At 68.5% G+C, this 23,931-nt stretch carries 21 protein-coding genes and 2 pseudogenes; 11 read left to right on the plus strand and 12 right to left on the minus strand.

Features of this window, described 5'->3' with window-relative positions; genetic code table 11:
- Positions 1-11 precede the first annotated feature (11 nt).
- Positions 12-440: a VOC family protein gene (locus tag ACZ4MU_RS18700; protein ID WP_467877505.1), complete on the minus strand. Its 429-nt coding sequence runs from the start codon at positions 438-440 to the stop codon at positions 12-14.
- 142 nt (positions 441-582) lie between these two features.
- A complete protein-coding gene (locus ACZ4MU_RS18705; RefSeq protein ID WP_467877956.1) occupies positions 583-1,296 on the minus strand; it encodes a 3-keto-5-aminohexanoate cleavage protein in 714 nt (237 codons plus the stop codon).
- A 270-nt stretch (positions 1,297-1,566) separates the two neighbouring features.
- Here ACZ4MU_RS18705 and ACZ4MU_RS18710 point away from each other — a divergent pair, with 270 nt between their 5' ends.
- The 3 genes from ACZ4MU_RS18710 to ACZ4MU_RS18720 all read left to right on the plus strand — a co-directional run bounded on the left by ACZ4MU_RS18710 (position 1,567) and on the right by ACZ4MU_RS18720 (position 5,116).
- Positions 1,567-3,633: a hypothetical protein gene (locus ACZ4MU_RS18710; RefSeq protein ID WP_467877508.1), complete on the plus strand. Its 2,067-nt coding sequence runs from the start codon at positions 1,567-1,569 to the stop codon at positions 3,631-3,633.
- Between the two features lie 263 nt (positions 3,634-3,896).
- On the plus strand, positions 3,897-4,334 hold the full coding sequence (locus ACZ4MU_RS18715; RefSeq protein ID WP_467877511.1) for a subtilase-type protease inhibitor: 438 nt from the start codon (positions 3,897-3,899) through the stop codon (positions 4,332-4,334).
- 299 nt (positions 4,335-4,633) lie between these two features.
- On the plus strand, positions 4,634-5,116 hold the full coding sequence (locus ACZ4MU_RS18720) for an SSI family serine proteinase inhibitor (RefSeq protein WP_467877513.1): 483 nt from the start codon (positions 4,634-4,636) through the stop codon (positions 5,114-5,116).
- Positions 5,117-5,414: 298 nt separating this feature from the next.
- Here ACZ4MU_RS18720 and ACZ4MU_RS18725 read toward each other — a convergent pair whose 3' ends face one another.
- The 5 genes and pseudogenes from ACZ4MU_RS18725 to ACZ4MU_RS18745 all read right to left on the minus strand — a co-directional run.
- On the minus strand, positions 5,415-5,768 hold the full coding sequence (locus tag ACZ4MU_RS18725) for an STAS domain-containing protein (RefSeq protein WP_467877515.1): 354 nt from the start codon (positions 5,766-5,768) through the stop codon (positions 5,415-5,417).
- Positions 5,765-7,063 carry a PP2C family protein-serine/threonine phosphatase gene (locus ACZ4MU_RS18730; protein ID WP_467877517.1) on the minus strand — a complete coding sequence of 433 codons (1,299 nt, stop codon included), beginning with the start codon at positions 7,061-7,063 and terminating at the stop codon, positions 5,765-5,767. The genes ACZ4MU_RS18725 and ACZ4MU_RS18730 overlap by 4 nt, the downstream gene beginning before the upstream one ends.
- Complete coding sequence (locus ACZ4MU_RS18735; RefSeq protein WP_467877520.1) at positions 7,063-7,866, minus strand: alpha/beta fold hydrolase; 804 nt, start codon at positions 7,864-7,866, stop codon at positions 7,063-7,065. The genes ACZ4MU_RS18730 and ACZ4MU_RS18735 overlap by 1 nt, the downstream gene beginning before the upstream one ends.
- 208 nt (positions 7,867-8,074) lie before the next feature.
- Positions 8,075-8,565 (minus strand): annotated as a pseudogene (locus tag ACZ4MU_RS18740) (NADPH-dependent F420 reductase); the annotation flags it as partial.
- Positions 8,554-8,852: pseudogene (locus ACZ4MU_RS18745) on the minus strand (inositol monophosphatase family protein); the annotation flags it as partial. The pseudogenes ACZ4MU_RS18745 and ACZ4MU_RS18740, both read right to left, overlap by 12 nt.
- Before the next feature lie 248 nt (positions 8,853-9,100).
- On the opposite strand from ACZ4MU_RS18745, the gene ACZ4MU_RS18750 reads away from it, so the two are divergent.
- The gene (locus ACZ4MU_RS18750; protein ID WP_467877522.1) at positions 9,101-9,712 is read left to right on the plus strand and encodes a GNAT family N-acetyltransferase; all 612 of its coding nucleotides are present in this window, start codon (positions 9,101-9,103) and stop codon (positions 9,710-9,712) included.
- A gap of 30 nt (positions 9,713-9,742) precedes the next feature.
- On the opposite strand, the gene ACZ4MU_RS18755 is transcribed toward ACZ4MU_RS18750, so the two are convergent.
- The 3 genes from ACZ4MU_RS18755 to ACZ4MU_RS18765 form a co-directional block, all read right to left on the minus strand.
- On the minus strand, positions 9,743-11,131 hold the full coding sequence (locus ACZ4MU_RS18755; RefSeq protein WP_467877524.1) for an MFS transporter: 1,389 nt from the start codon (positions 11,129-11,131) through the stop codon (positions 9,743-9,745).
- Positions 11,132-11,350: 219 nt separating this feature from the next.
- Entirely contained in the window at positions 11,351-13,228 is a 1,878-nt protein-coding gene (locus ACZ4MU_RS18760; protein WP_467877526.1) for a helix-turn-helix domain-containing protein, read from the minus strand.
- A 152-nt stretch (positions 13,229-13,380) separates the two neighbouring features.
- Positions 13,381-14,289: a 3-hydroxyacyl-CoA dehydrogenase family protein gene (locus ACZ4MU_RS18765; RefSeq protein WP_467877529.1), complete on the minus strand. Its 909-nt coding sequence runs from the start codon at positions 14,287-14,289 to the stop codon at positions 13,381-13,383.
- A 521-nt stretch (positions 14,290-14,810) separates the two neighbouring features.
- On the opposite strand from ACZ4MU_RS18765, the gene ACZ4MU_RS18770 reads away from it, so the two are divergent.
- The 3 genes from ACZ4MU_RS18770 to ACZ4MU_RS18780 all read left to right on the plus strand — a co-directional run bounded on the left by ACZ4MU_RS18770 (position 14,811) and on the right by ACZ4MU_RS18780 (position 17,202).
- A complete protein-coding gene (locus tag ACZ4MU_RS18770) occupies positions 14,811-15,611 on the plus strand; it encodes an esterase/lipase family protein (RefSeq protein WP_467877532.1) in 801 nt (266 codons plus the stop codon).
- Between the two features lie 185 nt (positions 15,612-15,796).
- Complete coding sequence (locus ACZ4MU_RS18775) at positions 15,797-16,555, plus strand: CoA transferase subunit A (protein ID WP_467877534.1); 759 nt, start codon at positions 15,797-15,799, stop codon at positions 16,553-16,555.
- On the plus strand, positions 16,552-17,202 hold the full coding sequence (locus ACZ4MU_RS18780; protein WP_467877537.1) for a CoA transferase subunit B: 651 nt from the start codon (positions 16,552-16,554) through the stop codon (positions 17,200-17,202). Before ACZ4MU_RS18775 ends, ACZ4MU_RS18780 begins: the two co-directional genes overlap by 4 nt.
- A gap of 110 nt (positions 17,203-17,312) precedes the next feature.
- Here ACZ4MU_RS18780 and ACZ4MU_RS18785 read toward each other — a convergent pair whose 3' ends face one another.
- On the minus strand, positions 17,313-17,876 hold the full coding sequence (locus tag ACZ4MU_RS18785; RefSeq protein WP_467877540.1) for a GNAT family N-acetyltransferase: 564 nt from the start codon (positions 17,874-17,876) through the stop codon (positions 17,313-17,315).
- 127 nt (positions 17,877-18,003) lie between these two features.
- Between ACZ4MU_RS18785 and ACZ4MU_RS18790 the strand changes: the two genes are divergently transcribed.
- Positions 18,004-18,666, plus strand: coding sequence for an MSMEG_1061 family FMN-dependent PPOX-type flavoprotein (locus ACZ4MU_RS18790; protein WP_467877958.1), 663 nt, complete (start codon positions 18,004-18,006; stop codon positions 18,664-18,666).
- Between the two features lie 74 nt (positions 18,667-18,740).
- Here ACZ4MU_RS18790 and ACZ4MU_RS18795 read toward each other — a convergent pair whose 3' ends face one another.
- A complete protein-coding gene (locus ACZ4MU_RS18795) occupies positions 18,741-19,010 on the minus strand; it encodes a WhiB family transcriptional regulator (protein ID WP_467877542.1) in 270 nt (89 codons plus the stop codon).
- Between the two features lie 285 nt (positions 19,011-19,295).
- Here ACZ4MU_RS18795 and ACZ4MU_RS18800 point away from each other — a divergent pair, with 285 nt between their 5' ends.
- From ACZ4MU_RS18800 to ACZ4MU_RS18810, 3 genes are all read left to right on the plus strand, one after another.
- Complete coding sequence (locus tag ACZ4MU_RS18800; RefSeq protein ID WP_467877545.1) at positions 19,296-19,667, plus strand: VOC family protein; 372 nt, start codon at positions 19,296-19,298, stop codon at positions 19,665-19,667.
- A 233-nt stretch (positions 19,668-19,900) separates the two neighbouring features.
- Positions 19,901-22,129: an FG-GAP repeat domain-containing protein gene (locus ACZ4MU_RS18805; RefSeq protein ID WP_467877547.1), complete on the plus strand. Its 2,229-nt coding sequence runs from the start codon at positions 19,901-19,903 to the stop codon at positions 22,127-22,129.
- A gap of 466 nt (positions 22,130-22,595) precedes the next feature.
- On the plus strand, positions 22,596-23,822 hold the full coding sequence (locus ACZ4MU_RS18810) for a cytochrome P450 (protein WP_467877550.1): 1,227 nt from the start codon (positions 22,596-22,598) through the stop codon (positions 23,820-23,822).
- The last annotated feature ends 109 nt before the right edge of the window (positions 23,823-23,931 follow it).

The raw sequence follows: 23,931 nt of genomic DNA on the forward strand, positions 1-23,931 counted from the left end.
TGAGCGCACGGTCAGTCGATACAGAACTCGTTGCCTTCGATGTCCAGCATCGGGATGCACGAGTCGGTGCCGTCGTACAGCGTTTGCACATGTACCGCGCCAAGTGGCACCAGTCGTGCACATTCGGCCTCAAGTGCGGCAAGGCGCTCTTCACCCACGAGTCCCGTACCGACCCGCACATCCAGATGCACCCGGTTCTTGGCTGCCTTGCCTTCGGGGACTCGCTGGAAGTACAACCGAGGGCCCTCTCCCGAGGGGTCAATGCAGGCAAACCACGAATCCCGCTCCTCAGGCGGCTGCGAACGCTTGAAGTCCTCCCACGTGGCAAACCCTGCCGGTGGCGGCGGTACGACGTACCCCAACACCTCACACCAGAAACGAGCGAGACGCTCAGGCTCTGCGCAGTCAAAGGTGACTTGGAACTTTTTGATGGCTGCCATCGGTGCACGGTACCGCGTACCACGGAGAGTCTGTCGATCCGTTTCCAGGTGGATCCGTCCCCCGTCGCCCCCAGGTCACCTTGGGCACCCTGCGCCGCCACAGTGGCGCGGCGCCGGAGGCGCCGGTCAAGGCCAGGAACACCTACCGAAGGATGCTGCGTGCGGCGTGAACCAGGTCGGCGTTGGTTGCGGCGGTCGTACCGTCCGGTAGGTGCAGTACGTCCTCCAGACCGATCCGTGTGTCCAACTGCAGGGACGCGGCGAGCTGCAAAACGGCCCAGGCGGCATGGTCTTCGCCGTGCAGAAGGAGCGGTGCCTTTGTGGCGGAGCTGAGTTCTTCGAGAAGTTCACCTGCCGCGCCGACCGCCGTTCGCGGACTGGTGTCTGTGATCTCGGCCAGGATGCGCAGGGCACGGTGGGAGTCTGGCCAGCTGAGGAAGCGCTGTGCTGCTTGCGTCCCCGAGTAGATACCCGCTTCGATACCGATGCCGCGCTCCAGCAGGGCGGTGGCGACCGTGGCGGCCCCCTCCTCGTGCCAGTTCACGGAGGCGTGGTCCGGGAGCACGGTCCAGGATCGCACTTGTGAGGCCCGCTCCGCGGGGTCCGGTGCGGTCCATGCTCCTGTGGTGACGCCGACGGGGATCCCGGGAACGGCAGCTCGCACGGCCGTGAGGACCGCGGTGACGGTGGCAGGGTCCAACGTGTCCTCGCCGTCGCGGTTCTTGGGATGGAGGTGGATGTCCTGCGCACCGGCGGCCACGGCCGCTTGGGCCGCCGACGCCAGCTCCCTCGGGGTCACGGGAAGATGAGCGCATTCGGCACGGACTCTGGCACCGTTCAGGCAAACTTGCAGCATGTGTGTGGTCCTGCCCAGACAGACGCGTGTCAGTCGTTGCCACACCTCGGGAGTGAACACCCACGAGGTGGACGTCACGCCCGCTCCCGAGCCTCGCCGCCGGAGGTCGAGCAGCGCACGACCATCCGCCCGAGACCCGTGCCGTCCCGTCGCCGTCGCCGTCGTTCAGAGAGCCCACGACCGTCAGATCCGTATCGCCACCCCGGCCGGATAGTGCTGCATTGACTGGTTTCGCAGATGCGCGGCGGCGTCCTGCGGTAGAAGTGCAGCATGATGCCCGTCGAGGAAGCCCGGGACGAACTGAAGCACCTGTTGAGCCGTTGCGAGCGCTGGTTGTCCGACGAGGAAGGGGTGCGCGATCTCCTCGCCGATGCCGCCGGACTGACCGACGATGCCGCACGGCTGGAAGCCCTCCGTACGCGCGTTCTGTCGTCCATGCTCAACGTGGCCCTGCTCGGGCGGCAGTCCTCGGGAAAGAGCTTCCTGATCAGCGGCTTGCAGGGCGGCCTGGAGTACATCCCGATCACCGACGAGGACGGTATGCCCTCGGCGGAGTTCCTGGGCGTCCTTCCCTCCTCCGCACGCCCGACCACAGCATGCCCCTGCACCGTCATCCCGGTGGCAGACGATTCCCACGACCACGACCACGACCACGTCCCGGGCCGGGCACTGCTGCGTGTGCGGTTCACCGGTGGCACGACGGAAGACATCGGTACGGACCTGCCGCCCGCGGTGGTCAGCGCGTACGGGGCGGTGGACGGCGATGTCACCAACCGGCGCCGGGAGCACATCAACCGCCGCGTGGAGTCGATCGAGGTACTCATCTCCCATGCCCGCCTGCCGGTCAAGCTCTTCGACCTGCCGGGCTCGGAGTCACCGATCGAAGAACACGAGATCATCATGCGAGAAGCGTGGGCCAAAGCCGACTGCTTCATCTACGTGAGTCACGCGACCTCAGCCCTCACCGCGAACGAGTTGCAGCTCATCCGGGACCTGTACGCCCACCACATGCAGAGCAATGCGAACAAAAAGGTGTTGTGGGTCCTGACGGGAATCGACCTGGCGACCCAGCGCGAGCAGGGTCAGGCAGCCTGGAAGAGCGTGCTGACCACGAACAACGCCTACCTCCGTACACATTTCGGCGCCCCGGGCGGACAGTTCATCGGGGAGGGGTTCCTGCCCGTCTCAGCCGCCTGGGAAGCCGAGGCCGAGTTCAAGAACGCCCAGGGCGACGACGGTGGCACCCTCGCACGGCTCAGCGGCATGGAAACCCTGCGCGATCACCTGCGCAGCCTGATGGAGTCCGGCGCCGGACACGCGCACCTGCGCCAGGTCGCCGACGAGGCGCGCTGGCTGGTGCGCCGCCGCCAGCGCCAGCTCGCCGACATGCTCGACACCCACCAGCTGGCCGTGGAGGACCTGGAGGCCCAACAGGAGAGCCTGCGCCACCGCATCAGGGGCGCGGAGCGCTCCTTGGACCGTATCCGCACCGAACTCGGGCGCGAGCTGCAACGCAGGATCCGCACGGCGCGGGCGCCGTTCAACGGTTTGGCCGACGAACTGCACCAGCAACTCGACCCCTTGATCGACCGCGGCAGCCTGAGCGCGGAGCACGCCAACGAGGTCGAAGTGTTGCAGGTCCAGTTGTTCAGCCAGTGGATGACGTCACCCACGGGTCCGGCCACCTTGTGGGCCGGCGAACTGCAGGCGCTCGACGCAACCGCCCGGCAGTTGATCCGGGCGGATCTCGGCGTGGACACCGGGGCCCAACTGGTCTCTCCCGAACCACTGGACACGAGTCACTTCCCCATGCGCACCGACGGCCGCCAACCCCTGACGGCCTACGGGGTAGTGCAGGCCGCGGCGAACACCCTCGGGGTCGCCAGCCCCATCGCCGCCGGCGCCGTGTGGCTCACCACCAGCCTCAGTCTCGCGACCATCGCCGTCCCGGCGGGAGCCGCCGTCCTCACCGCCATCGCCATCGCCAAAGTCACCGATGTCCTCAAGGACCGCGAGTCCAAGATCCAACGAGCGCGCCAGGAGCGCAAGGACATGATCGACGAACAGGTGAAACAGGCCCGGAGCGCATTCGACAGCGTCACCCAGAGCCAGGGCCGGCTCCTGATCGACGCGGTCGACCACCACCATCTGCAACACCAGACCCGGCTGAAGTCGACCTTGGCCCAGATCATGGAGCGCATCAATGCGGAGGACACCGTCCGCAGCCGCGCCATCATCGACCGCCTCTCCCCCGTCAACCAGACCGGTCTGGCCCTCGTCACCGGGTTGCAGGACCTGCGCGACGCCCTCGGAAACGACGCCCTCATGGGTCGCTGACAGGGGCTGCCAACGTGAACAGCCGGACTTTGTTGGCGAAATCTGACCCCGAAGGATCTGCGGAATACCGCTGCAGCGGTATCGTCTCCCACCCTTGGCGAGTTCCATACTGCCTTTCTCCCGCGGCGTTCTTCACACTATGAGGACGGGTGATTGCAAGAAAAATGATGGACGGGCAACTGTGCCAGGCGCGGACGGTCTTCTCTTCTGCGGCACTCAGCGTGCACAGTCCGACGCCCGCTCCATGGACCAAAGGAGGAACCTTGATTACCGGAAAGGGCGCAACTGCCCAAGTCCTCGTGGCGGCCTCGGTCGTCGCCGCCGCCCTCGCATGGGGGCCGACTCCCGCAGCCGCCGCCCCCGAGACTGCCTTCCCACGGTATGCGCCGTCGGCCCTGGTACTGACCGTCGGCCAGGGTGAGTCGGTGGAGACGGCAGTGCCCGAACGTGCTGTCACTCTCACCTGCGCCTACGCCCCTGCGGGAACACACCCCGCACCGGCGGCGGCGTGCGACGCGCTGCAGTCGTCACAGGGCGGTCTCAGCGCTCTCACGCCCGCTTCTGGGCGGGCCTGCACCTTCATCTACCGTCCGGTCACCGTCACATTGCAAGGCGTATGGCGGGGACAGCGGATCGATGAGGCTCGAACCTTCTCCAATAGCTGCATCAAGGATCTCTACGGCCCGCTTGTACGTTTCTGATCCTCAAGGACTGGCCGGGGTGTGTGTGACCGCCACACACCCGCACCTGGGGCTTCAACGGGCTACGATCCCGCGCCCTGTCGCAACCATTTTCCCGTGGACGTCATTTTCTGTCTTCATCTCTATTCATAGGCGGTTCCCTCCCATGCAGAGCTGAGGGTGATTAGCGGATTCCCTCGGAGCCGGACACCCGTCGCATGCTGGCGGGCGGCCGCCGCCGGATCGCTCGCCTGCGCGGTCGGCGGCACGTTCGGATGAGCGGGCTCATGGGCCGGCGGCTTCCTGCCGACGCCGAAGACATGACACATTGCATTCCTGCCGCGAAGACCGCGCACCGGCTGCCTCTCGCCCTGGCCGCCCTCACACTCGCTACCGCGCTGTCTCCCCTCCCCGCGCAAGCCGACCCTCCCGGTAACTGGCTACAACTGACCACCACCGCCGGTGACGACCACACCTCCAGCACCCGGGGCGTGCTGCTCCAATGCCCTCCCGCCTCACAGCAGCACCATCCCCGGGCGGCTGAAGCGTGCGCGCAGCTCACCGCCGCCGACGGCCGCATCCGTGACCTCCGTCCCCTCCCCCAGCAGGACATCCCGTGCGACCTGGACTACACCCGCATCACGGCTCAGGCACGTGGTCGATGGAACGGGCGCCCGGTGCAGTACCGAAAGACGTTCGCCAACCAGTGCGACATGTACGCCCAGACCGGCACGGTGTTCGCACTGGACAAGCAGAGCCCCCGCAGGACGGCGAGCCAGGAGGATGCGGCATCCGGGGTGTGAGCCGGCAGGATCCCGGCGGGTACGGGAGGTGGAGGGCCTTCAGCAGGGGCGCGGCGCCGCTCCGGCCGGGGGCCGTCGAGGGTGCGCCGGCCCCGCAGAGCTGGAGGCGCAGGTTCCCGACTGCTGTCTCCGCGGGGCCGGTGCACTGTGCATGTACCCCGCGTTGTGCCCCATACGCCCGGCTCCTCCCCCTCGTACCACCTGGAAGGTGCCCGAGCGCATGCCGTGAGGCCCGGCCGGCCCCACGGCACAACGAATCAGCGCGCCTCCAGAAGGCCCGCTCACCGGCGGGTACCGGTCAACGGCCCGCGTCGAGGCGGCTGGTGGCCGTCTGCACGTCGGGGTAGAGGCGCAGCACCTGGTCGAGACCGACGATGCCGAGAATACGTGCGGTGTTGACAGGGACCGCGGCCAGCGCGATGTCCGCCTTCGCGGCGGCCGCGTGATTGCGGGCGGCTATGAGCGCGGTGATGCCGCTGGAGTCGCAGAACTCAAGGCGTGACAGGTCCAGGACCAGTACCTGGTCCGGATCCAGCTGGAGTCGTTCGACTGCCTGGCGCAGGTGGTGGGCGCTGCCGTAGTCGAGGTCGCCCGCGATGTGCAGTACGGGTCCGGTACGGGCGTCTTGGGGGGTGATGGTCACCGGGCTCATGTCAGGTCTTCGGTCGCGGGGAGGGACATGGTGGCGGGAACTCCGAGGGCGAGCAGGGCGGTGTCGTCGTCGAGGCCGTCGCCGAAGCTCTTGAGCAGCTCGGCGAGGGCCGCGACCAGCTCATTGGTTCCGGTGGCGGCCAGGCCTTCGGCGAAGTCGCGCAGGGCGGTGTCGCCGTACAGCCGGCGGTCCGGACCGATACGGGCTTCGGTGAGGCCGTCGGTGTACAGCAGGAGGGAGTCGCCGGGGTGCAGGGTGGTGCGGGCGGTGGTGAAGTGCGGGTCGGGCAGGATACCGACGAGAAGCCCGCCGGGGGTGTGCAGGTACTCGGTCCCGCCGTCCGCGCGCCGCAGGAGGGCTGGTGGGTGGCCGCCGGAGGCCAGCTGGACGTCGACGCTGTCGCCCTTGGGTTCCAGGACGCCGAAGATGGCGGTGCAGTAGCGCGGGTCGCCGCCGTTGTACCGCTCGTTGAGCACGGTGTTGAGTGTGGCCAGCGCGGCGGCGGGCTCGGGGTCGTGGAGGGCCGCGGCCCGCAGGGTGTAGCGGGTCAGGGAGGTCACTGCGGCGGCTTGCGGGCCCTTGCCGCAGACGTCGCCGAGGAAGAACGCCCAGCGCCGGCCGTCGAGGGGGAACAGGTCGTAGAAGTCGCCGCCGAGCCGGTCCGGGGAGGCGGTGTGGTAGTACGAGGCGGCCTCCATGCCCGGCACTGGGGGCAGAGCGGCGGGCAGCAGGCTCTGCTGGAGCACGGCGAGCGCCTCCTGGAGCCGCTGCCGGTCGGCTTCCGCCTGCTGCTGTGCTTCCTCGGCCGCTCGGCGGCGGCGCAGCAGCTCCATCTCGTAGGCGCGGCGCTCACGGGCGTCGAAGACGGTGGTGCGGATGAGTACCGGTTCGCCGCCTTCGGTGGTCTTCATCAGGGAGGTGACCAGGACCGGAAGACGGCTGCCGTCGGATGCCTTGAGCTCCAGCGCGATCTCGCTGATCTTTCCCTGCATACGCAGCAGGGGCATGAAATGGGTCTCGTGGTAGAGCTTGCCGCCGACGGTGAGCAGGTCCGCGAAGCGCTTGCGGCCCACGACGTCCCGGCGGGTCAGACCGAGCCAGCCAAGGAGGGTGTCGTTGACTTTGGCGATGGTGCCGTCCATGAGCGTGGACAGGTACCCGCAGGGCGCGGATTCGTACAGTTCCTCGACGCTGTCCTCCAGCAGGGCGGTGAAGGCCGCGTCGGTGGCTGCGGTGTCCCGTCCGGACCGCTCGGGATGGTCGGGCTGCTCGGGACCGTGCGCCGTGCAGCTCATCACTGTTGAGCCCGCAAGAACGCGATGATCGCATCAGCGGTGGCCTCGGGGGCGCTGAGCTGCGGGCAGTGACCGGTCGCGTCCAGGGTGACCAGCCGGCTGCCGGGGATCGTGGCGTGGACGAAGGCGCCGACCTCGGGCGGTGCGATGACGTCCTGGCTGCACTCCAGAACCAGGGTCGGCACCTTCACCGTCTTGAGGTCCTCGCGACTGTCGGAGAGAAAAGTGGTGCGCGCGAAGACACGGGCGATGTCGGGGTCCGTGGCGCAGAAGCTGTTGGTGAGCTCCTCGCCCAGTTCGGGTCGCTCCGGGTTGCCCATGATGACCGGGGCCATGGCTGCCGACCACCCCAGATAGTTGGACTCCAGCGACTCCAGAAGCTCCTCGATGTCGTCGGCGCTGAAGCCGCCCCGGTAGGTGTCGTCGTCGATGTAGCAGGGCGAGGGGCCGACCATGACGAGGGAGGAGAACCGCTGCGGGGCAGCCGCGGCGGCGAGCACTCCCACCATGGCGCTGACCGAATGGCCGACGAAGACCACGTCCCGCAGATCCAGCTCATCGCATATCTCGACCACGTCCCGGGCGTAGCCGTGCAGGGAACCGTAACGTTCCTCACTCCAGGAGGCCGTGTCGGAGCCGCCCGATCCGACGTAGTCGAACAGCACCAGCTGATATTTCTCCGCCAGCGTCGGCACCACCAGACGCCACATGTTCTGATCACAGCCGAATCCGTGCGCCAGCATCAGCACAGGCCCGCCCGCTCGCCCGGCTACCGTCACATTGTTCCTCGCACGAATGTCCATATAGGACATCCTCGCACCCGGCCCCCGCCTCCCGCCCCCGGCCCATGCTGCGGGCGCTCAGGCAGAGCGATGTACCCAGAATCCAGACAATGAAACCCACTTTTCGGCACGCTGGCTGAGCACCGTGTGGGGCACCCACGGAACCGGTGGTGCCGAATGAGCGGGTGTCGGAGCGGGACCGGCTGCGGCGTAAATCGGCCTTGACGGGTCAGCGGGCGAGGGAGACGGCGAAGGGTTCGAATCCAGGTCGGCGCAGGATAGGGGGGACCACGAGGATCATGGTCTCCGTGGCGCGGGCTGTGGTGATGCAACCCAGGTCCTCGATCCATGCGGGCTGCCGGCCCAGGTCGCCGAGCAGGCCGGTGACAGTCTTCTTGGCGTTCTCGTCATCGCCCGAGAGATAGACGGTCGGTGGGGTGCTCAAAATTCCGGGAGCGGTCATGACCATGAACAGCATGGTGTTGAGCGTCTTGACCACCTGCGTGTCGGGGGGGCCCGGAGTTGCTCGGCGAGGCTGCTGCCGGGACAGCACAGGTCACCGGGCAGCCCGTCATCGGCGTCATGGGTGGCGTTGGAGACATCGATGAGGACTTTTCCGGAGAGCTCGGTGCGCAGGTCGGCCAAGCGGTCCAGGGAGGTGCGGCCGGGGGTCGCGTTGATCACGACGTCCGCGGTGCGGGCGGTGGTGAGGCGGGCACCACCACCGGCGACAGGGTGTAGGTGTCGCCGGTCAGCGGCAGGTGGACGACGGTGAGCACCGGCTGGTTGTCGCGGACCAGGGTGGCGGTCACGGACCAGTCCTCCATGCCGTGGACGTGGTTGATGTTGCCCTCGGCGGGGTCGACGACCCACCACTCCCCCGCCGGGAGCGCACCACCGGCCAGCTCGTCCTCGGCCCACTGCGATCCCCGCCGGGTCCGCAGCAGCGGCTCTCTCAGTACGTCCAGCACCGCGTCGTCGTTGGCGTGGATCTCAGCGACGACCTCGCACCACCCACTCCACGGCCCACCACCCACCGGACCGGGCATTGACGGTACGGCGGAGGCGGGCGTGCAGTCGCCAGGGGGTGCGGGGGCCACACCATGAACTTCACGGTGAACAGCCGCGTTCCGGTGCGCGGTTCTGGACTCACGTGGAAAAAGAGGGATAACACCTCTCGCTCCGTAAACCAGTTGACCGCCCCGCGGTCGGCCACCGAGGCTGGTGCGTCACCGCTACCAGCCCGGGAGAACGAGTGTCGACGGTCATCCCTGCCATGTTCACCTGTCCGCTCGGCGACGACGCGGCGCTGATACCGCGTACGGTCGCGATCGCGGAGGCTCACCAAGCCCTGCTGATGGCCAACTACGAGCGCCTCGCACAGTGGGACCCGGACTTCGATGCCGAGCAACCCTCAACGCTCGACGAGACCCGATCACGTCTGGAGCTCCAAGGCCGCGCATGGCTTGAGGGCAGGCAGTTGCCCCTCGATATCGCCGTGCGGGCGGGCCGGGACTGGCAGCTGGTCGGGGCGGTCGGTTTGCAGTACGACATGGCCATGAAGGTCGGCGAGGTCGGCTATTGGATCGACCCCGCGTTCGAAGGCCGAGGGCTGGTCACCAGAGCCGTCACGGCGGTCCTGGACCAGGCGTTCGGCCCCATCGGCCTGGACCGTGTCGAACTGCGGACCGGCACCGACAACGCGCGCAGTCGCAGCGTGGCCCGCCGCCTGGGGTTCACCGAGGAAGGCTTGCTGCGCGAAGCGGTGATCTTTCCCAATGGGTCACGCGACGACGATGTCGTTTACGGACTCCTCGCACGCGAGTGGCTCAAGTCCCGTGCACAGGTGCCCCCGTCGCAGGCATAGACGGTGACCAAGGCAGACCGTCTCCGCTCTTCATGAGGTGCGCACCGGCTGGTCATCCGCCGATGCCGGATCGCTCTCGTACCCATCCGTCGCCGCCAGGTCCCGGTGGCGGGTCTCGGTGGCGCACGCGAGGGCGGTCACGGTGAGCACGACGGCGGCCATCACGTAGAGGACGATCGGCGTGGCGCTGTCGTACTTGGCGAGCAGGGCGGTGGCGATGAGCGGGGCCGGGGCGCCGGCGGCCACGGAGGAGAACTGGGCGCCGATCGATGCCCCGGAGTAGCGCATCCGGGTGGCGAACATTTCGGAGAAGAACGCCGCCTGCGGGGCGTACATCGCGCCGTGGAGGAAGAGGGCCACGGTGACGGCTGTGATCATCGCCGGGAAGGACTGCCGGTCGACGAGAGCGAAGAACGGATAGATCCAAAGGCCCATACCGAGGGCTCCGACGAGGTAGACCGGTCGGCGTCCGATCCTGTCGGAGAGGGCGCCCCACAAGGGGATCGTGACGAAGTGGACGGCGGAGGCGATCAGGACGGCGTTGAGCGCGGTCTGCTTGCTCGTGTCGGCGTGTTCGGTCGCGTATACGAGGATGAACGCGGTGACGACGTAGTACGAGATGTTCTCCGCCATGCGGGTGCCCATGGCGATGAGGACATCGCGCCAGTGGTCGCGCAGGACGGCGAGTACGGGCGGCCGGTCGTCGGCGCCGTGCTGACTCCTGCGGTGTTCGGCGGCCGCGAGAGCGGCCTTGAACACGGGTGATTCGTCGACGGAGAGCCGGATCCACAGTCCGATGAGGACCAGCGCTCCGGAGAGCAGGAACGGCACCCGCCAGCCCCAGGAGTCGAACGCCGCGTCCGACAGGGTCGCCGTCAGGGTGGCGAGGACGCCGGTGGCCAGCAACTGCCCGGCGGGCGCGCCCGTCTGCGGCCACGAGGCCCAGAAGCCGCGCCGTTTGGCGTCTCCGTGCTCCGCGACCAAAAGCACCGCGCCGCCCCACTCACCGCCCAGGGCGAAACCCTGGACCAGGCGCAGCGCGGTGAGCAGGAGCGGGGCTGCGGAGCCGACGGTGGCGTGGGTGGGGAGCAGACCGATCAGGAAGGTCGCGCCGCCCATCATCAGCAGGCTGTACACCAGGAGTTTCTTGCGTCCCAGCCGGTCGCCGAAGTGCCCGAAGACGATCGCGCCGACGGGGCGGGCGGCGAAGCCGACGGCGTATGTCAGGAAGGAGAGGAGCGTGCCGACCAGAGGGTCGGAGCCGGGGAAGAAGAGTTTGTTGAACACGAGTGCGGCGGCGGCGCCGTAGAGGAAGAAGTCGTACCACTCGATGGTGGTGCCGATGAGGCTCGCGACCACGATCCTCTTCAGGTCTCTGGGGGCCGGGGGCCGGGCCGCGGTCGGGGCTGGGGACGGCATGGGCAGCACCGCTTTCGGGAGGGGGAGCGACGTGATGCGTCGGTCGTGCTCCACAGTGGGGCCCTCGGCCCGTCAACCGTTATGTGGGAGGCGGACATTGATCCCGCGTAGATGTCCTCGTCGCAGCCATACCGGTTCGCACATGGTTTTTGCGCCGCGCACCAGGTTGCCGGGCAGCCCCAGCCCCCGGGCAGCCCGGGCAGACGGACGCGGGCTGTTCTAGGGTTTGCTGACTTTCAGCAACCGCAGGGCCACCTGGATCTCCAGGAGCCGTTCGGGGTCCCGCCAGGTGGTGCCCAGAAGCCGGCTCAACCGGCCGAGGCGCTGGGTGACGGTGTTGACGTGCAGATGCAACAGGTGCGCGGTGTTGCGGGCGTGCTGGCCGGTGCGGCAGTACGTGTCGAGGGTGTGGACCAGGTCGGAGTGGTGCGTGCGGTCGTACGCGATGACCGGGCCGATGACCGATTCGATGAAGGAGGCGGTGGCGGGCTCGCCGCTGAAGAGTGCTCCGACGAATCCGAGTCCGCGGGTGTCGGCGACGTCTCCCGCCCTGCCCAGGGCGATCAGGGCGTGCAGGCAGTTGTCCGCCTCGTGGAAGGCCGCGGCAACACGGGTGATGTCCACGGCTTGTGCGGTCCCGGCGGTGACGGGGTGCGGTGAGGTCCGCGCGAGTTCGTCTACGGCGCGCCGCGCCACCGCCCGGAGGTCATCTCCCGGCAGGAGCAGGATGACGGTGTTGCCCCGGAAGGTTGCCAGGCCGTGGGAGCGCCGAGCGATGGCCGCCGCGGCGGCCTGGACGCGCTCGCGTCGTTCGTCCTGGAAGCGCGCCACCACGACGGTGCGGCAGGCGGCGAGATCGACGCCGAGCAGGGCCGCCCGGTGCCGCAGGAGGTCATGGTCCTTGCTGTGCGCGGCCAACAGGTCACCGAGGAGCTCTCCGCGTACGCGTGCCTCGGCCTCCGCCATGCGTCTGCGGGTGACGAGTACGAGCGAGGCCACCAGCGCGGCTCTTTCCAGGATGCGCCGGTCGGTGGTGTCGACCTGTGCGGCTGCGCTCAACACGATTGTGCCGAGCGGCTCGGACTCGGTGATCAGGGGGACGGCGCACCGCGTCGTACGGATCACGGTGTGTCCGGCCTGCCAGGCGTCCGCGCTGAGGCGGCCCAGTTCGTCGGCCGCGACCGTGTCCTGGGTGCGGGACTGGGCCACGATGGTGCCCTCCTCGTCGAGGACGATCACCGTGCCGTCGACCGCGGCCGCTGTCGCCTGGACGACTTCGTCCACGCCCTTGCCCTGGATGACCAGGCGTGTGAGGCGTTCATGGACCTCCGCCGTGCGTTCCAAGTCCGCCATGTGGGAGCTGATCGTGTCGTTGGCGACCCGCAGCTCCGCGACGGCCTGCTGGGCGGCACTGAGCAGACGGCTGTTCTCGATGGCCACGGCCGCGTGCGAGCCGAGCATCAACAGCACGCTGATGTCCCGGCCGCTGAACTCCCGCTGGCTGCGGTGTGCGGCCAGCAGGACGCCGATCACCTCCTGATTGAGCTTGACCGGCACCCCCAGCAGCGACTCGATCCGCTCAGCGGCGACGGTCTTGTCGATCTCGGGAGTATGGGTGAAGGAGTCGTCGGCGACGTAGCTGGTGACGGCGTAGGGCTCGCCGGTCCGCGCGACGATCCCTCCCACGCCTGACCCGACGGGCAGCCGCAGTTCACGCAGCAGACCGGAGATGTTGCCGCTGGTCGCCTTGATGTAACTGTCGCCGCGGCCCCGGTCGCTGAGGCTGATGTAGGCGAGGTCGCAGTCCAGCAACCGCCGTGCCCGGTCGGCTATCGCCTGGAGAATGGAGTCCAGATCCCGCAGAGAGGCCAGGTCGTTCGCGGTGTCGTTGAGGAGTTGGAGCTCGGCCTCGTTACGGCGGTGGCGCAGCAGCCTCTCCCGCAGACGCAGCGCGATGTCCCGCTCCTCCATGAGCAGGTCGAGCCGCTCGGCGGGTTCGCCCGCGGCACGGGCCCGCGCCAGTACCTCCTCGAAGGTGCCGATGTCGGTGTCATGGAGCAGCAGTTGCAGGAACGACATGCCGTACGTGGGTGCCATCGGTCCTCCGTCGAGCCGTGCTCTTGGCGCCCGGCAAGTATGGCGCCGCTTGGTGGCCGCGGCACAGACAGCGCAAGGGAGCAAGGGAGCGGGAGCTCCCTGCTCCCCCGTGCCCGCCGACTTCCCACGCGCCTGCTGCGGACGGCGCGGGCCTACGGTTCGACGAGGTTACGGCGGATACCGTTGTGCAGGCGCTGCCCCACCTCCACCTCCCGCCCGGCCGGCCAGGTCAGCAGCCCGCCACCGGAAGCGCGGCCCAGGTGCCCGGCGTCGAGGTACTTGTCGAGTACGGGAAAGGCGACCGCGCCCGACAAGGTCGGCGCCAGGCTCTCCAGAATGTCCCTCGTCAGATCCAGCCCGATGAAATCCGCGTTCTCCATGGGGCCCACGGCCGACCAGCGCAGGCCCAGACTCGCCCGCATCACCGTGTCGATCGTCACCGGGTCACACACCTCCTGCTCCAGCAGATGCAGTGCCTCCCGTATCAGCGCGAACTGGAGGCGGTTGCCGATGAACCCCGGGACGTCGCGGTGCAGACGAACGGTCCTCTTGCCCATCCCGTCCAGCAGATCGCACGCCTCCCGCACGAACCGGCGGTCCGTTTCCGCACCCGGGGCGACCTCCACCAGCGGAATGACATAGGGCGGGTTCCACCAGTGCACTCCCACCAGCCGCCGCGGGTGCCGCATGCCCTTGGCCACGTCGGTGAGCGAAAGCACCGACGTGTTCGACCACACCGGCACATCGGCCGGGATCTTCGCCTCCAGCGCCTCCAGGACCCGCTGCTTGACGTCGAGGCGCTCCGGGACGGCTTCGATCACCACTTCCAGGCGCGGCACCAGGTCCGGCAGGGACTTCGCTCCCGTGATACGCGCGGTCACCAGCCCGACATCACCCGGCGGCGTACCGCACCGTCCGAGTGCCTCCACGACACGCTCGTCGAGTGAGGCCAGGGTCGCGGGGTCCGCGTCGTACACCGCGACACGGTGCCCTGCCTGAGCCAGGGCAACGGCGATCCCGTGCCCCATGAGCCCGCCGCCGATGATTCCGAACCGAGTCATTTCCTGTCCTCCATGGCCTGGGGTGCGGGGGCGGTGACGTGCGTCCGCGCCGCGCCGGAGTGCTGCGGACGCGGGGATGCGCGAGGCGAGGTGCGCGGAAGTCGGATTCGTCGCACCTGGTCGCGCGACTGGGCGCCCCTCCGCTTGCCCGCGAAACGGGGGGCCGCAGCAGCCCCGCCACGCCGTCCTGACCGTAAGCCGCTCGCACCTGGCGCTACGAGAGGAACGATGCACATATACGGAGCACTCGACGTGTGCCGAGTGCATACCCGGCGCACCTACGCCCCCATGGGCAGAGCGCCGCCAGGTCCCGGCGCATCCCGGCCGGCGCCGCCGGGACGAAATGGTTGGAGTGAACACTGCGACGGGCGAACGACGTGCGCTGTGACCATCTGATCGTCGCGACCGATGGTTCTAGCGTGCTCGGTGTCACACCACCCCACCACCTCGTCGGCGTCCCCCGTCAGTGCGAGCCGCATCCAGGCGCTCGGGGACCGTACGACGGGTAAGGAGCATCCCCCATGCTGTTCGTATCCACGAGGCCCAGCGGGACGGCATCGACGCCCCATCGCAACCGGCTACCGGCCCACGCACGGCGGCTCCTCAGCGCCTCTGTCGCGGCACTCCTCACCACGAGCCTGCTGGGCCTGGCCACCCAGGCGTCCAGCGCGGCTGTCCCGCCGGCGCCCGCCGCCGCCGGACACGATCCCGTCATCATGATCCCTGGGATGACCGGATCACCGTCCAACATGAACCCCATGAAGTCCAACCTGCAGTCCAACGGCTGGGCGGCGAACAGGCTGTTCACCTGGACCGACACCAGCTCGATGACGCAGGATCTGGCGAAGGCCGCCCAGCAGCTCGCGGCCGAGGTCGACCAGGTCCGCAGTCAGACCGGAGCAGACAAAGTCGTCCTGGCCACCTGGTCCGCCTCCACCCTGGCCGCCCGGTACTACATCAAGAACCTCGGCGGTGCCGACAAGGTCTCCCAGTACATCGGGTTCGCCGGACCTCAGCACGGCACCACCAACAACGGCTGCCAGTGGTACATGTCCTGCCAGCAGTTCGCCTCCCCGAACACCCCGTTCCTCAAGGCGCTGAACAGCCCCTCCGAGGTTCCGTCCAACGACCGGGTGGACTACCTCACGATCAGGTCGACCGGCGACTTCAACGCCGTACCGACCGACACCGCTTCACTGGCCGGCGCCGACGAGAACTACCTCATGAGCGGGCCCATGGCGCCCAGCCACTTCACGATCATCTCCAACACCACGGCACTCGCGAAGATGCGCTCCTTCATCACCGCGCACGAACACGTCTGATCTCTCCGCTTCGGCGAGGAAACGCACCAGCGGGGCCGGGCGCCGTACTTGGCGACGCCCGGTCCCGCCGATACCCGCCCCGTACGCAAGCCGACGTCGACTTCCGCGCCTTGAACGGCGGACCGGCCAAACAAACGTTCCCGCAGCCCCTCCGCGAGCGGGCACACGAAGGGCCCTTCTCCTCCATGAACAAGACGATGGCTTCGGCCACCCGAGCAGTGGCCGACATCCCCGCCGGAGCCAGCCTGGCCGTTGGCGGGTTCGGCCTCAGCGGCGTACCCAACACCCTCATCCACGCACTTCACGCACAAGGCGCCGAAGGCCTCACCGTCATCTCCAACAACTGCGGCGTGGACGGGCACGGCCTCGGCATCCTGCTGGAATCGGGCCGCATATCCCGCGTCACCGGCTCCTACGTCGGCGAGAACAAGGAGTTCGCCCGCCAATACCTCAGCGGAGAACTGGAAGTGGAACTGGTGCCCCAAGGAACGCTCGCCGAGCGACTACGGGCCGGCGGCACCGGCATTCCGGCCTTCTACACCCCGGCGGGCGTCGGCACCCAGGTCGCCACCGGCGGCCTGCCCTGGCGGTACGCACCCGATGGAAAGGTCGCCATCGCCTCCCCGCCCCGGGAGACCCGCGTCTTCGCCGGGCACACTTACATCCTGGAGCACGCCATCACCACCGACTACGCCCTCGTGCGGGCCCGGATCGGTGACACGCACGGCAATCTCGTCTTCCGGCGGGCCGCCGCCAACTTCAACCCGCTCGCGGCCATGGCCGGCCGGGTCACGATCGCCGAAGTGGAAGAGCTCGTCGAGCCCGGCGAACTGGACCCCGAGCACATCCACGTACCGGGCGTCTTCGTCCAACGTGTCCTCCCGCTTACGCGGGCTCAGGCGGCCGACAAGGCGATCGAGAAGAGGACGGTACGTTCCCGATGACCTGGACCCGCGAGCAGATGGCCGCCCGCGCCGCCGCCGAACTCACCGACGGCTCCTACGTCAACCTCGGCATCGGCCTGCCCACCCTCATCCCCGGCCACCTCCCGCCCGGAGTGCACGTCGTCCTCCACTCCGAGAACGGCATCCTGGGCACCGGCCCTTACCCGCACGAGGACGAGGTCGACCCCGACCTCATCAACGCCGGAAAGGAAACCGTCACCGTCCAGCCCGGCGCCGCCTTCTTCGACTCCGCGCTGTCCTTCGGCATGATCCGCGGCGGCCACATCGACACGGCCGTCCTCGGCGCGATGCAGGTCTCGGCTCGCGGCGACCTCGCCAACTGGATGATCCCCGGCAAGATGGTCAAAGGCATGGGAGGCGCCATGGACCTCGTCCACGGCGCCCGCCGCGTCATCGTCCTCATGGACCACACCGCCAAGGACGGCAGCCCGAAGATCCTCGAAACGTGCGAGCTTCCCCTCACCGGCGAGCGGTGCGTCCACCGGATCATCACCAACCTCGGCGTCCTCGACGTGACGGAGAACGGCCTGGCGCTGGTGGAGACCGCTCCGCAAGCCTCTGTCGAAGACATCATCAAGAACACGGCCGCGCCCGTCCTCGTCGACCACCGCTCCGCTGCCTGCTGAAAAGCAAGCCGCAGCGCCCACCCCGTGCCCGCGCGGACCCCCGGGGAGCCGCAGGCGGGGGAACATCGCTCAGCGGCGGCAAGTCGTCCGGCCTGCATGGGGGACGGACATCAGGTTTGCCGGCGGAAGTCCAGCATGTAGAAGACCTTGTCATAGCGGCGTTCGCCGACGGCGACGAAGCCGGGCAGTCGGCCGTATTCGGTGAAACCCAGCGAGCGGTAGAGGTTCAAGGCATGGGCGTTGTCGCCACGGGCGTCCAGGGTAAGAACCTCGATCCCCGCCTCTCGGGCATCAGCGATCAAGGCAGCCGTCAGCGCCCGACCGATCCCACGGCCATGGGCAGCACCAGCTACTGCGACCTTCTCCAGATCGGCGTGCGGCCGATGGGTCGGCCGGGCGTAGCGCAGCCAATAGCCCAACCCGACCAGCTGACGGTTGACGTAAGCGGCACGCAGAGCCGCATCCCCGGCCTGCGCCGCAGCGATGACGTTACGGACGAGTCCCGTCACTTCAGCCCGCGAGGGTGATTCGACCCAGCCCAGCGCGGCACCCCCACTGACCAGATCCACCAGAATGCGATGCGCCGACTCCGCGAACTCGCCCGCCAGTTGCGGATCGGACGTCAACTCCATCGCGTCAAGGATGGCAGGCTCTGCAGTCACGCGGCTGGTCATGATCGACAGCATAGTCAGCACCGGAGCCAGCCAGGGCCGTACCCGACGATGAGGCCGCCATCGGGCCCACATCAGGGGCCCGGCCCATACCCGTCTGCCCCAGTCGTCTTCTAAGGTCATCCACGTGATGATCGACACGGGGACCACCCCCTTGCTCTTCGACTCCCTCCAGGGGGACGCCCTCACCAGCCCGGACCAGCTGCGCGAGCTCTACCCGCAGCCGAGCCCGCACGCGCTCCGCAAGGAGATCGGCCACCTGACCGAGGAGACCCGCGCGCTGATCGGCTGCTCCTCACTGGTGTTCATCGGCAGTGCGGACGCCGAGGGCCGGGCAGACGTGACCCCACGCGGCGGCCCGCCCGGGTTCGTCTCGGTGCTGGACGAGCGGACCTTGGTGATTCCGGACGCGACCGGAAACAAGCGGCTCGACACCATGCACAACGTGCTGGAGACCGGACGCGTCGGCCTGCTCTTCCTCGTCCCCGGCCGCCCGACCACGCTCCGCGTCAATGGCCGCGCCTGCATCTCGGCTCGCCCGGAGCTGCTCGCCCAACTCACGCCCGTCGGTAAACCCCCGGTCTCGGCACTCGTCGTCCAGGTGGAACAGGCCTATCCGCACTGTCCCAAGTCCCTGTTGCGCGCCAACGCCTGGCAACCGCAGCAGTGGATACCCGCCGACGCCCAGCCCACCAGCGCCGAAGTGACGCTGGCCCAGCTCAACCTGCCGGGCCTGACCCTCGACCAGATCGAGGAGGCCGAAAGGGATTCGCTGCGCCTGCGTTACGAGTGAATGCCTGGCGTTGCAGCCACCGCTGACGGCGGCGGTGCCGACTGGCCCTTTCAGGGCCGGGGGGCCCTCCGCCCCTACCGGCGCTTCAATGCCGCCCTCTCCCGCTCAGTCATGCCACCCCATATCCCTGACGTCTGTCCCGAGCGGAGGGCATAGGCGAGGCAGACACGCGACACGGGGCAGCGAGCGCAGACGCGTTTCGCCGCCTGCGCGTCCTTGCGGGCGGGCCCCTGCTCGCCGATAGGGAAGAACAGTTCGGGATCCAACTCGGCACAGGCTGCCGCCGCCTGCCACCCCGGCTTGATCTCGGGTTCCGTCCTGTGCAACGGCAGGTGCCCACTCACCGTCCATCACCACCCATCAGGTGACCGAGAACTCCACCCAACGGCCTGAGCTGTCGAGGGCGCGGTCCGGCCCTGTGCAGTACGGCGGCAGCGCTCCGGCGCTTTCCCATCCCGATCCTCCCTGTTTCGTTACGGGCTGTTCGTCCAGCTATGCCGTCACGGGTGCCCGCCACCTGAGGTGCCACACGCGCAAGTCCCACAACACCTGCTGTACGGACATCGGCTACGGCTGGAAGGACGTCATGGGAGACGCGGCTCGCGTCGCGAGCGTGCCAGAATCGGCGGATGTTGAGCATCGGAACCGTTGTGATGGGAGCCGCTGATGTGCAGCGGGCCGCGGAGTTCTGGAGTCGGGCACTGGGTTATGTCCCTCGCGATGGCGAGGTGAAGGACGACTGGGTGGTCCTGGTACCGGCCGACGGCTCCGGTACCGCACTGGCCATCGACCTCAGCACGACACCCGTACAGGATCACCCGAGAATCCACCTCGACCTCTTTGCCGGCGACGCCGCCGATCAAGAAGCCGAAGTCGAACGGCTGATTTCCCTGGGCGCGGAACGCGTCGACTGGGACCTCTATCCGGACAACCCCGACTTCGTCGTACTCGCCGATCCCGAGGGCAACCGCTTCTGCGTCATCGACACCAGTCGGAGCTGACGGACCGACACGAAAGGGTGAGGCAGCGCGATATGTGCGGGCGCCGTGGCCGGCACGCTTTCCGGCTGCGCCCGCGACGGCCCCGCTTGGGGGGGGCGTCGGGGCATGACGCCTTTCGCCCGTTCCCCCAGCAAGAACACGAGTAACTCGTACAACCTCCGTCCCTTCTCGCAAGTCTGATCGAGCGGCACGCGCCCATGTGCGTGCCGCTCGGTTCATCAGGAGGGACTCCCTTGGCTTCCGTACGCACCACCCGACGCCGTCTCGGCGCCTGCGCCGCCACCGTTCTCGCCGTGACGGTCGGGGCCGGTGCCCTGGCCTCGCCCGGGGCCATGGCCGCTCCCGCCGCCGCGGCCGGGGGCGTGCACGCTTCCGCCGCCGATGAGGCGAAGCTGCCTGTCGGCGCCGAGATCGTCAGCACGGGCGACACCGGCTATCTCACGTCCCGCAAGGACGAGGCCGACACCACGGTCTTCGAGTGGCACAAGTACGCCGACGGCTCGGTAACACCTGTCACCACGGGCACCATGGCCCATGACAGCAATTCCGACACCGTCGTCACCAGCGACGGCGGCATGGTTTTCCTGCGGAGCATGAAGGACGGGGGCAGCTGGTCCACCTTCTTCGAGCTCGGGTCCGTGTTCAAGCCCGGGTCCATGCTCGTCGGCGTGGTGGGCGAGACCCTCTTCGTGAGCGTGCCGACGACCGGGGACTACCACGAGCTGTGGCAGCTCGCCAAGGTCAACGGGGTCAACCAGAAGACGAAGCTCACGTCCAATTCCTACGGCGTGGACTACAAGGTCGTCGCCTCCACCGGTCACGATCTGCTCATCCTGGGCAGTCGCCGCGTGTTCTCGGGCTCGACCTACCGGACCGAGTACTGGAAGGCTCTCACGAACGTCAACTATCAATCGATTGTCGACTGGGAGGGCGCGGAGGCAGTCGGCCCCTGGAGCCAGGACTCCACGGGTGCCTACACCGCCGCTTACAAGGCGTGGACCGAGTACCCGGCCACGGGCACCAAGCTCGTCGTGGCCGGGACGGGCCAGCGCAAGATATTCACCCTGGACAGTTCCCTGAGCAGTGCCGTCATCGCCGGGGTCGCCGGAGACAAGCTGCTCTACGGGGTCCCGGGGAAGGCCGCCGACGAGGCCATGAGCCCCCTTTACGCCCGCAGTATCACCAACGCCGACGCCGCCCCCTACAAGCTCCTGGAGCACTTCTCCAGTGTCGCCCACGCCCCGGACGGCAGCCTGCTCGTGCGCGGCTCCACGGCCGAGACGGACGGGCTGTTCCGCATCACTGACGGGGGCAGCGGGCAGCCCACCGTCACGCTCGTGGCGGACACCGGCCGCTCGCGCGGCATCACGGTGAGCGTGTCGAAGGTACCCGCCGCCGTGAACCTGGAACAGGCGGGCACAGTCCCGATGGAGTGGACGCTGTCCCGTCCGAACGCCACCGTCGACCTCACCCTCACCCACACGGCTACCGGCATGAAGCTCACCAAGCGACTGTCGCAGCCGGCCGCCGACAGCCGCTTCGTCTTCGACTGGGACGGAGTCGTGGACGGCATCAGCGCCCCCAACGGCGCCTACAGCTGGCGGATCACGGCGACCCCGACCGACGGGATCGGCGGCGCGGCGACCGCCTCGGGGGGCTTCGAGGTCTCGCGCCAGGCCAACCCGCACGACTACAACGACAACGGCTCGACGGACGTCCTGGCGCGGGACGCCTCGGGTGTGCTGTGGCGGGACGATCTCTTCGACTGGCCGTCGGGCGGCCGGGTCACCACCGCCAAGCGGACGGAGATCGGCGGGGGGTGGCAGGTCTACAACCAGATCGAGGCGGCTGGAAACCTCGCGGGAGCTGCGACCGGCGACCTCGTCGCCCGTGACGCCTCGGGTGTCCTGTGGCTCTACCTGGGCAAGGGCGACGGCAACTTCGCGACCCGTATCCAGGTGGGCGCCGGCTGGCAGGTCTACAACAAGATCACCGGCGGCAGCGACCTCACGGGCGACGGCCGCCCCGACCTGCTGGCCACCGACACCTCCGGTGTGCTGTGGCTCTACAAGGGCACCGGCAGCGCGTCCGCCCCGTTCGCCACCCGCGCCAAGCTCGGCGGAGGCTGGCAGATCTACAACCAGATCACCGCGGTCGGCAACATCGCCGGCGGCGCTGCGGGCGACCTCGTCGCCCGGGACGCCTCCGGCGTGCTGTGGCTCTACCAGGGCGACGGCACCGGCAACTTCGCCTCCCGGGTGCGAATCGGCGGCGGCTGGAACGCCTTCTCCCACCTCGTCGGCGCGGGGGACGTCACCGGCGACGGCCGCCCTGACATGGTCGCGTACGGTTCCAACGGCACATACGTCTACCAGTCCACCGGCTCGGCGGCGGCCCCGTTCGCCCGGCAGACGACCACCCTGTACGCGGGCGAGGGCACCAAGTTCAACACCGTCGCCTGACGGCCCGAATCAGGGGCCCGCGGCGCCCGCATCACCGGCCCGGCCGCTTGCGGCCCCTCGTGACAACGAGGGGCCGCAAGCGGCACCCCGAGCCGGCGTCCTGGACACTTCCTGCGGCGCCTGGGCCAGGACTGCTTTGCAGAGCAGGACAAGGGAACGGGGCCGCTTCCTGACCCGGATCTGCTGGTTGGGGCCCAGCCGGCCATGGTCGACCCGGTCCTGCGCGCGGCCCCGGACGCCCACCATTCCTGACGTTCCTGCGGAATGTGTCGTCGACCGGCGCATCACCGCCTCCCGCAGATCCCCAGGCAGACAGCGAAAGAAACCCGGCCTGTCACTCGACCGAGTGATATCAGAGCGCGCAAAGACGTATGTGGGTGACACTGGCAATTCGTTCGTTTGCTGTGTCGTGCGACGCAAGGTCTTTGAGGGGTCTCGCATCACGCGCCATTTCGGGAAGGCCCACGTGTCCGAAACCGACGATGCCCGCATCTACGACGTTCACGACCTCCCCGCCTTGGACTTCGACCCCTTCCTGTGGGAGTCCCTGTCCAACGCGCCGGTCTCCCGGATCCGCCTCCCCCATGGCACGGGAGAGTGCTGGCTGGTCACCCGGCACGCGGATGTCCGCCTCGTCACCTCCGACCCGCGCTTCAGCCGGGACATCCTGAGCCGCTCCGTACCCAAGATGACCAAACACTTCGTCCCCCTCGACCGCGCCGTCAGCTTCGTCGACCCGCCCGACCACGCCCGGGTACGCTCCGTCATCGCCCCTCACTTCACGAAACTCGGCATCGACCAGCACCGCCGCCACGCCCAGCACCTCATGGAACAGCTCTGCCTGGAACTGGAAGCCGCAGGCCCACCCGCCGACCTCATCAGCCGTGTCATCTCACCCTTCGCCCTGGCCATGATCGGCGAGGTGATCGGCATTCCCACCGAAGACCGGCCCCTCATCCGGGCCTGGGCGCAGACCCTCCTGACACGGGCCGGCGACGACGCCCAAGCGCTGCGGGCCGAAGAAGCCAAGCAAGCGGCCCGCTCCTACTTCCGCCGACTGGCGGCCCGGCGTCGCGCCCAGCCCGGCGAGGACGTGATGAGCACCATGGTGGCCGCCGTCGACGCAGGGCGTATCGACGAGGAGGAGCTGCTCGCCCTGGCCACGCTCATGGGGCTGAACGGCTGGCACGCGGTGTGCAACAACACCGCGAACATGATGTACGTGCTGCTGAGCCAGCGGCACCTGATGGAACGGCTCCGTAGGGAACCCCGCGATCTGATCGGGCCGGCGGTGAGCGAACTCCTGCGCTGGATCCCCCACAAGCACGGCGTGGGGCAGCCACGCATCGCCACCGAAGACGTGGAAGTGGGCGGCGTGCTGATCCGCGAAGGAGAGATCGTCTACGTCTCCTACGTAGCGGCCAACTGGGATGAAGCCGTCTACCCCGACCCGGGGAGCATCCACTTCGAGCGTCAGGGCCCGCCCCACCTGGCATTCGGGTTCGGCCCCCATTCCTGTGTGGGCCCCCTGCTGGCCCGGATGGAAGCGGAGGTCCTGCTCTCCACCCTGATCGGCAGGTTCCCCTCGATGCAGCTCGCGGTCCCCTCGCAAGACATGAACTGGCAGACCGACGTCCTGATCCGGGGTCCCGTCGACCTGCCCGTCACCTGGTCGTCCACCACCGTTGGGTGATCGAAAGGACGATGTCCTGGCCGCCCGGCAGCCGTCGCCTCCACCACCGCTACGAGCGTACGGCGGGGGCCTCAACCCCGGGAAACGACGCTACAACGCAGTGCGCTTG

The organism is Streptomyces sp. NPDC026377 (genome assembly GCF_055567715.1).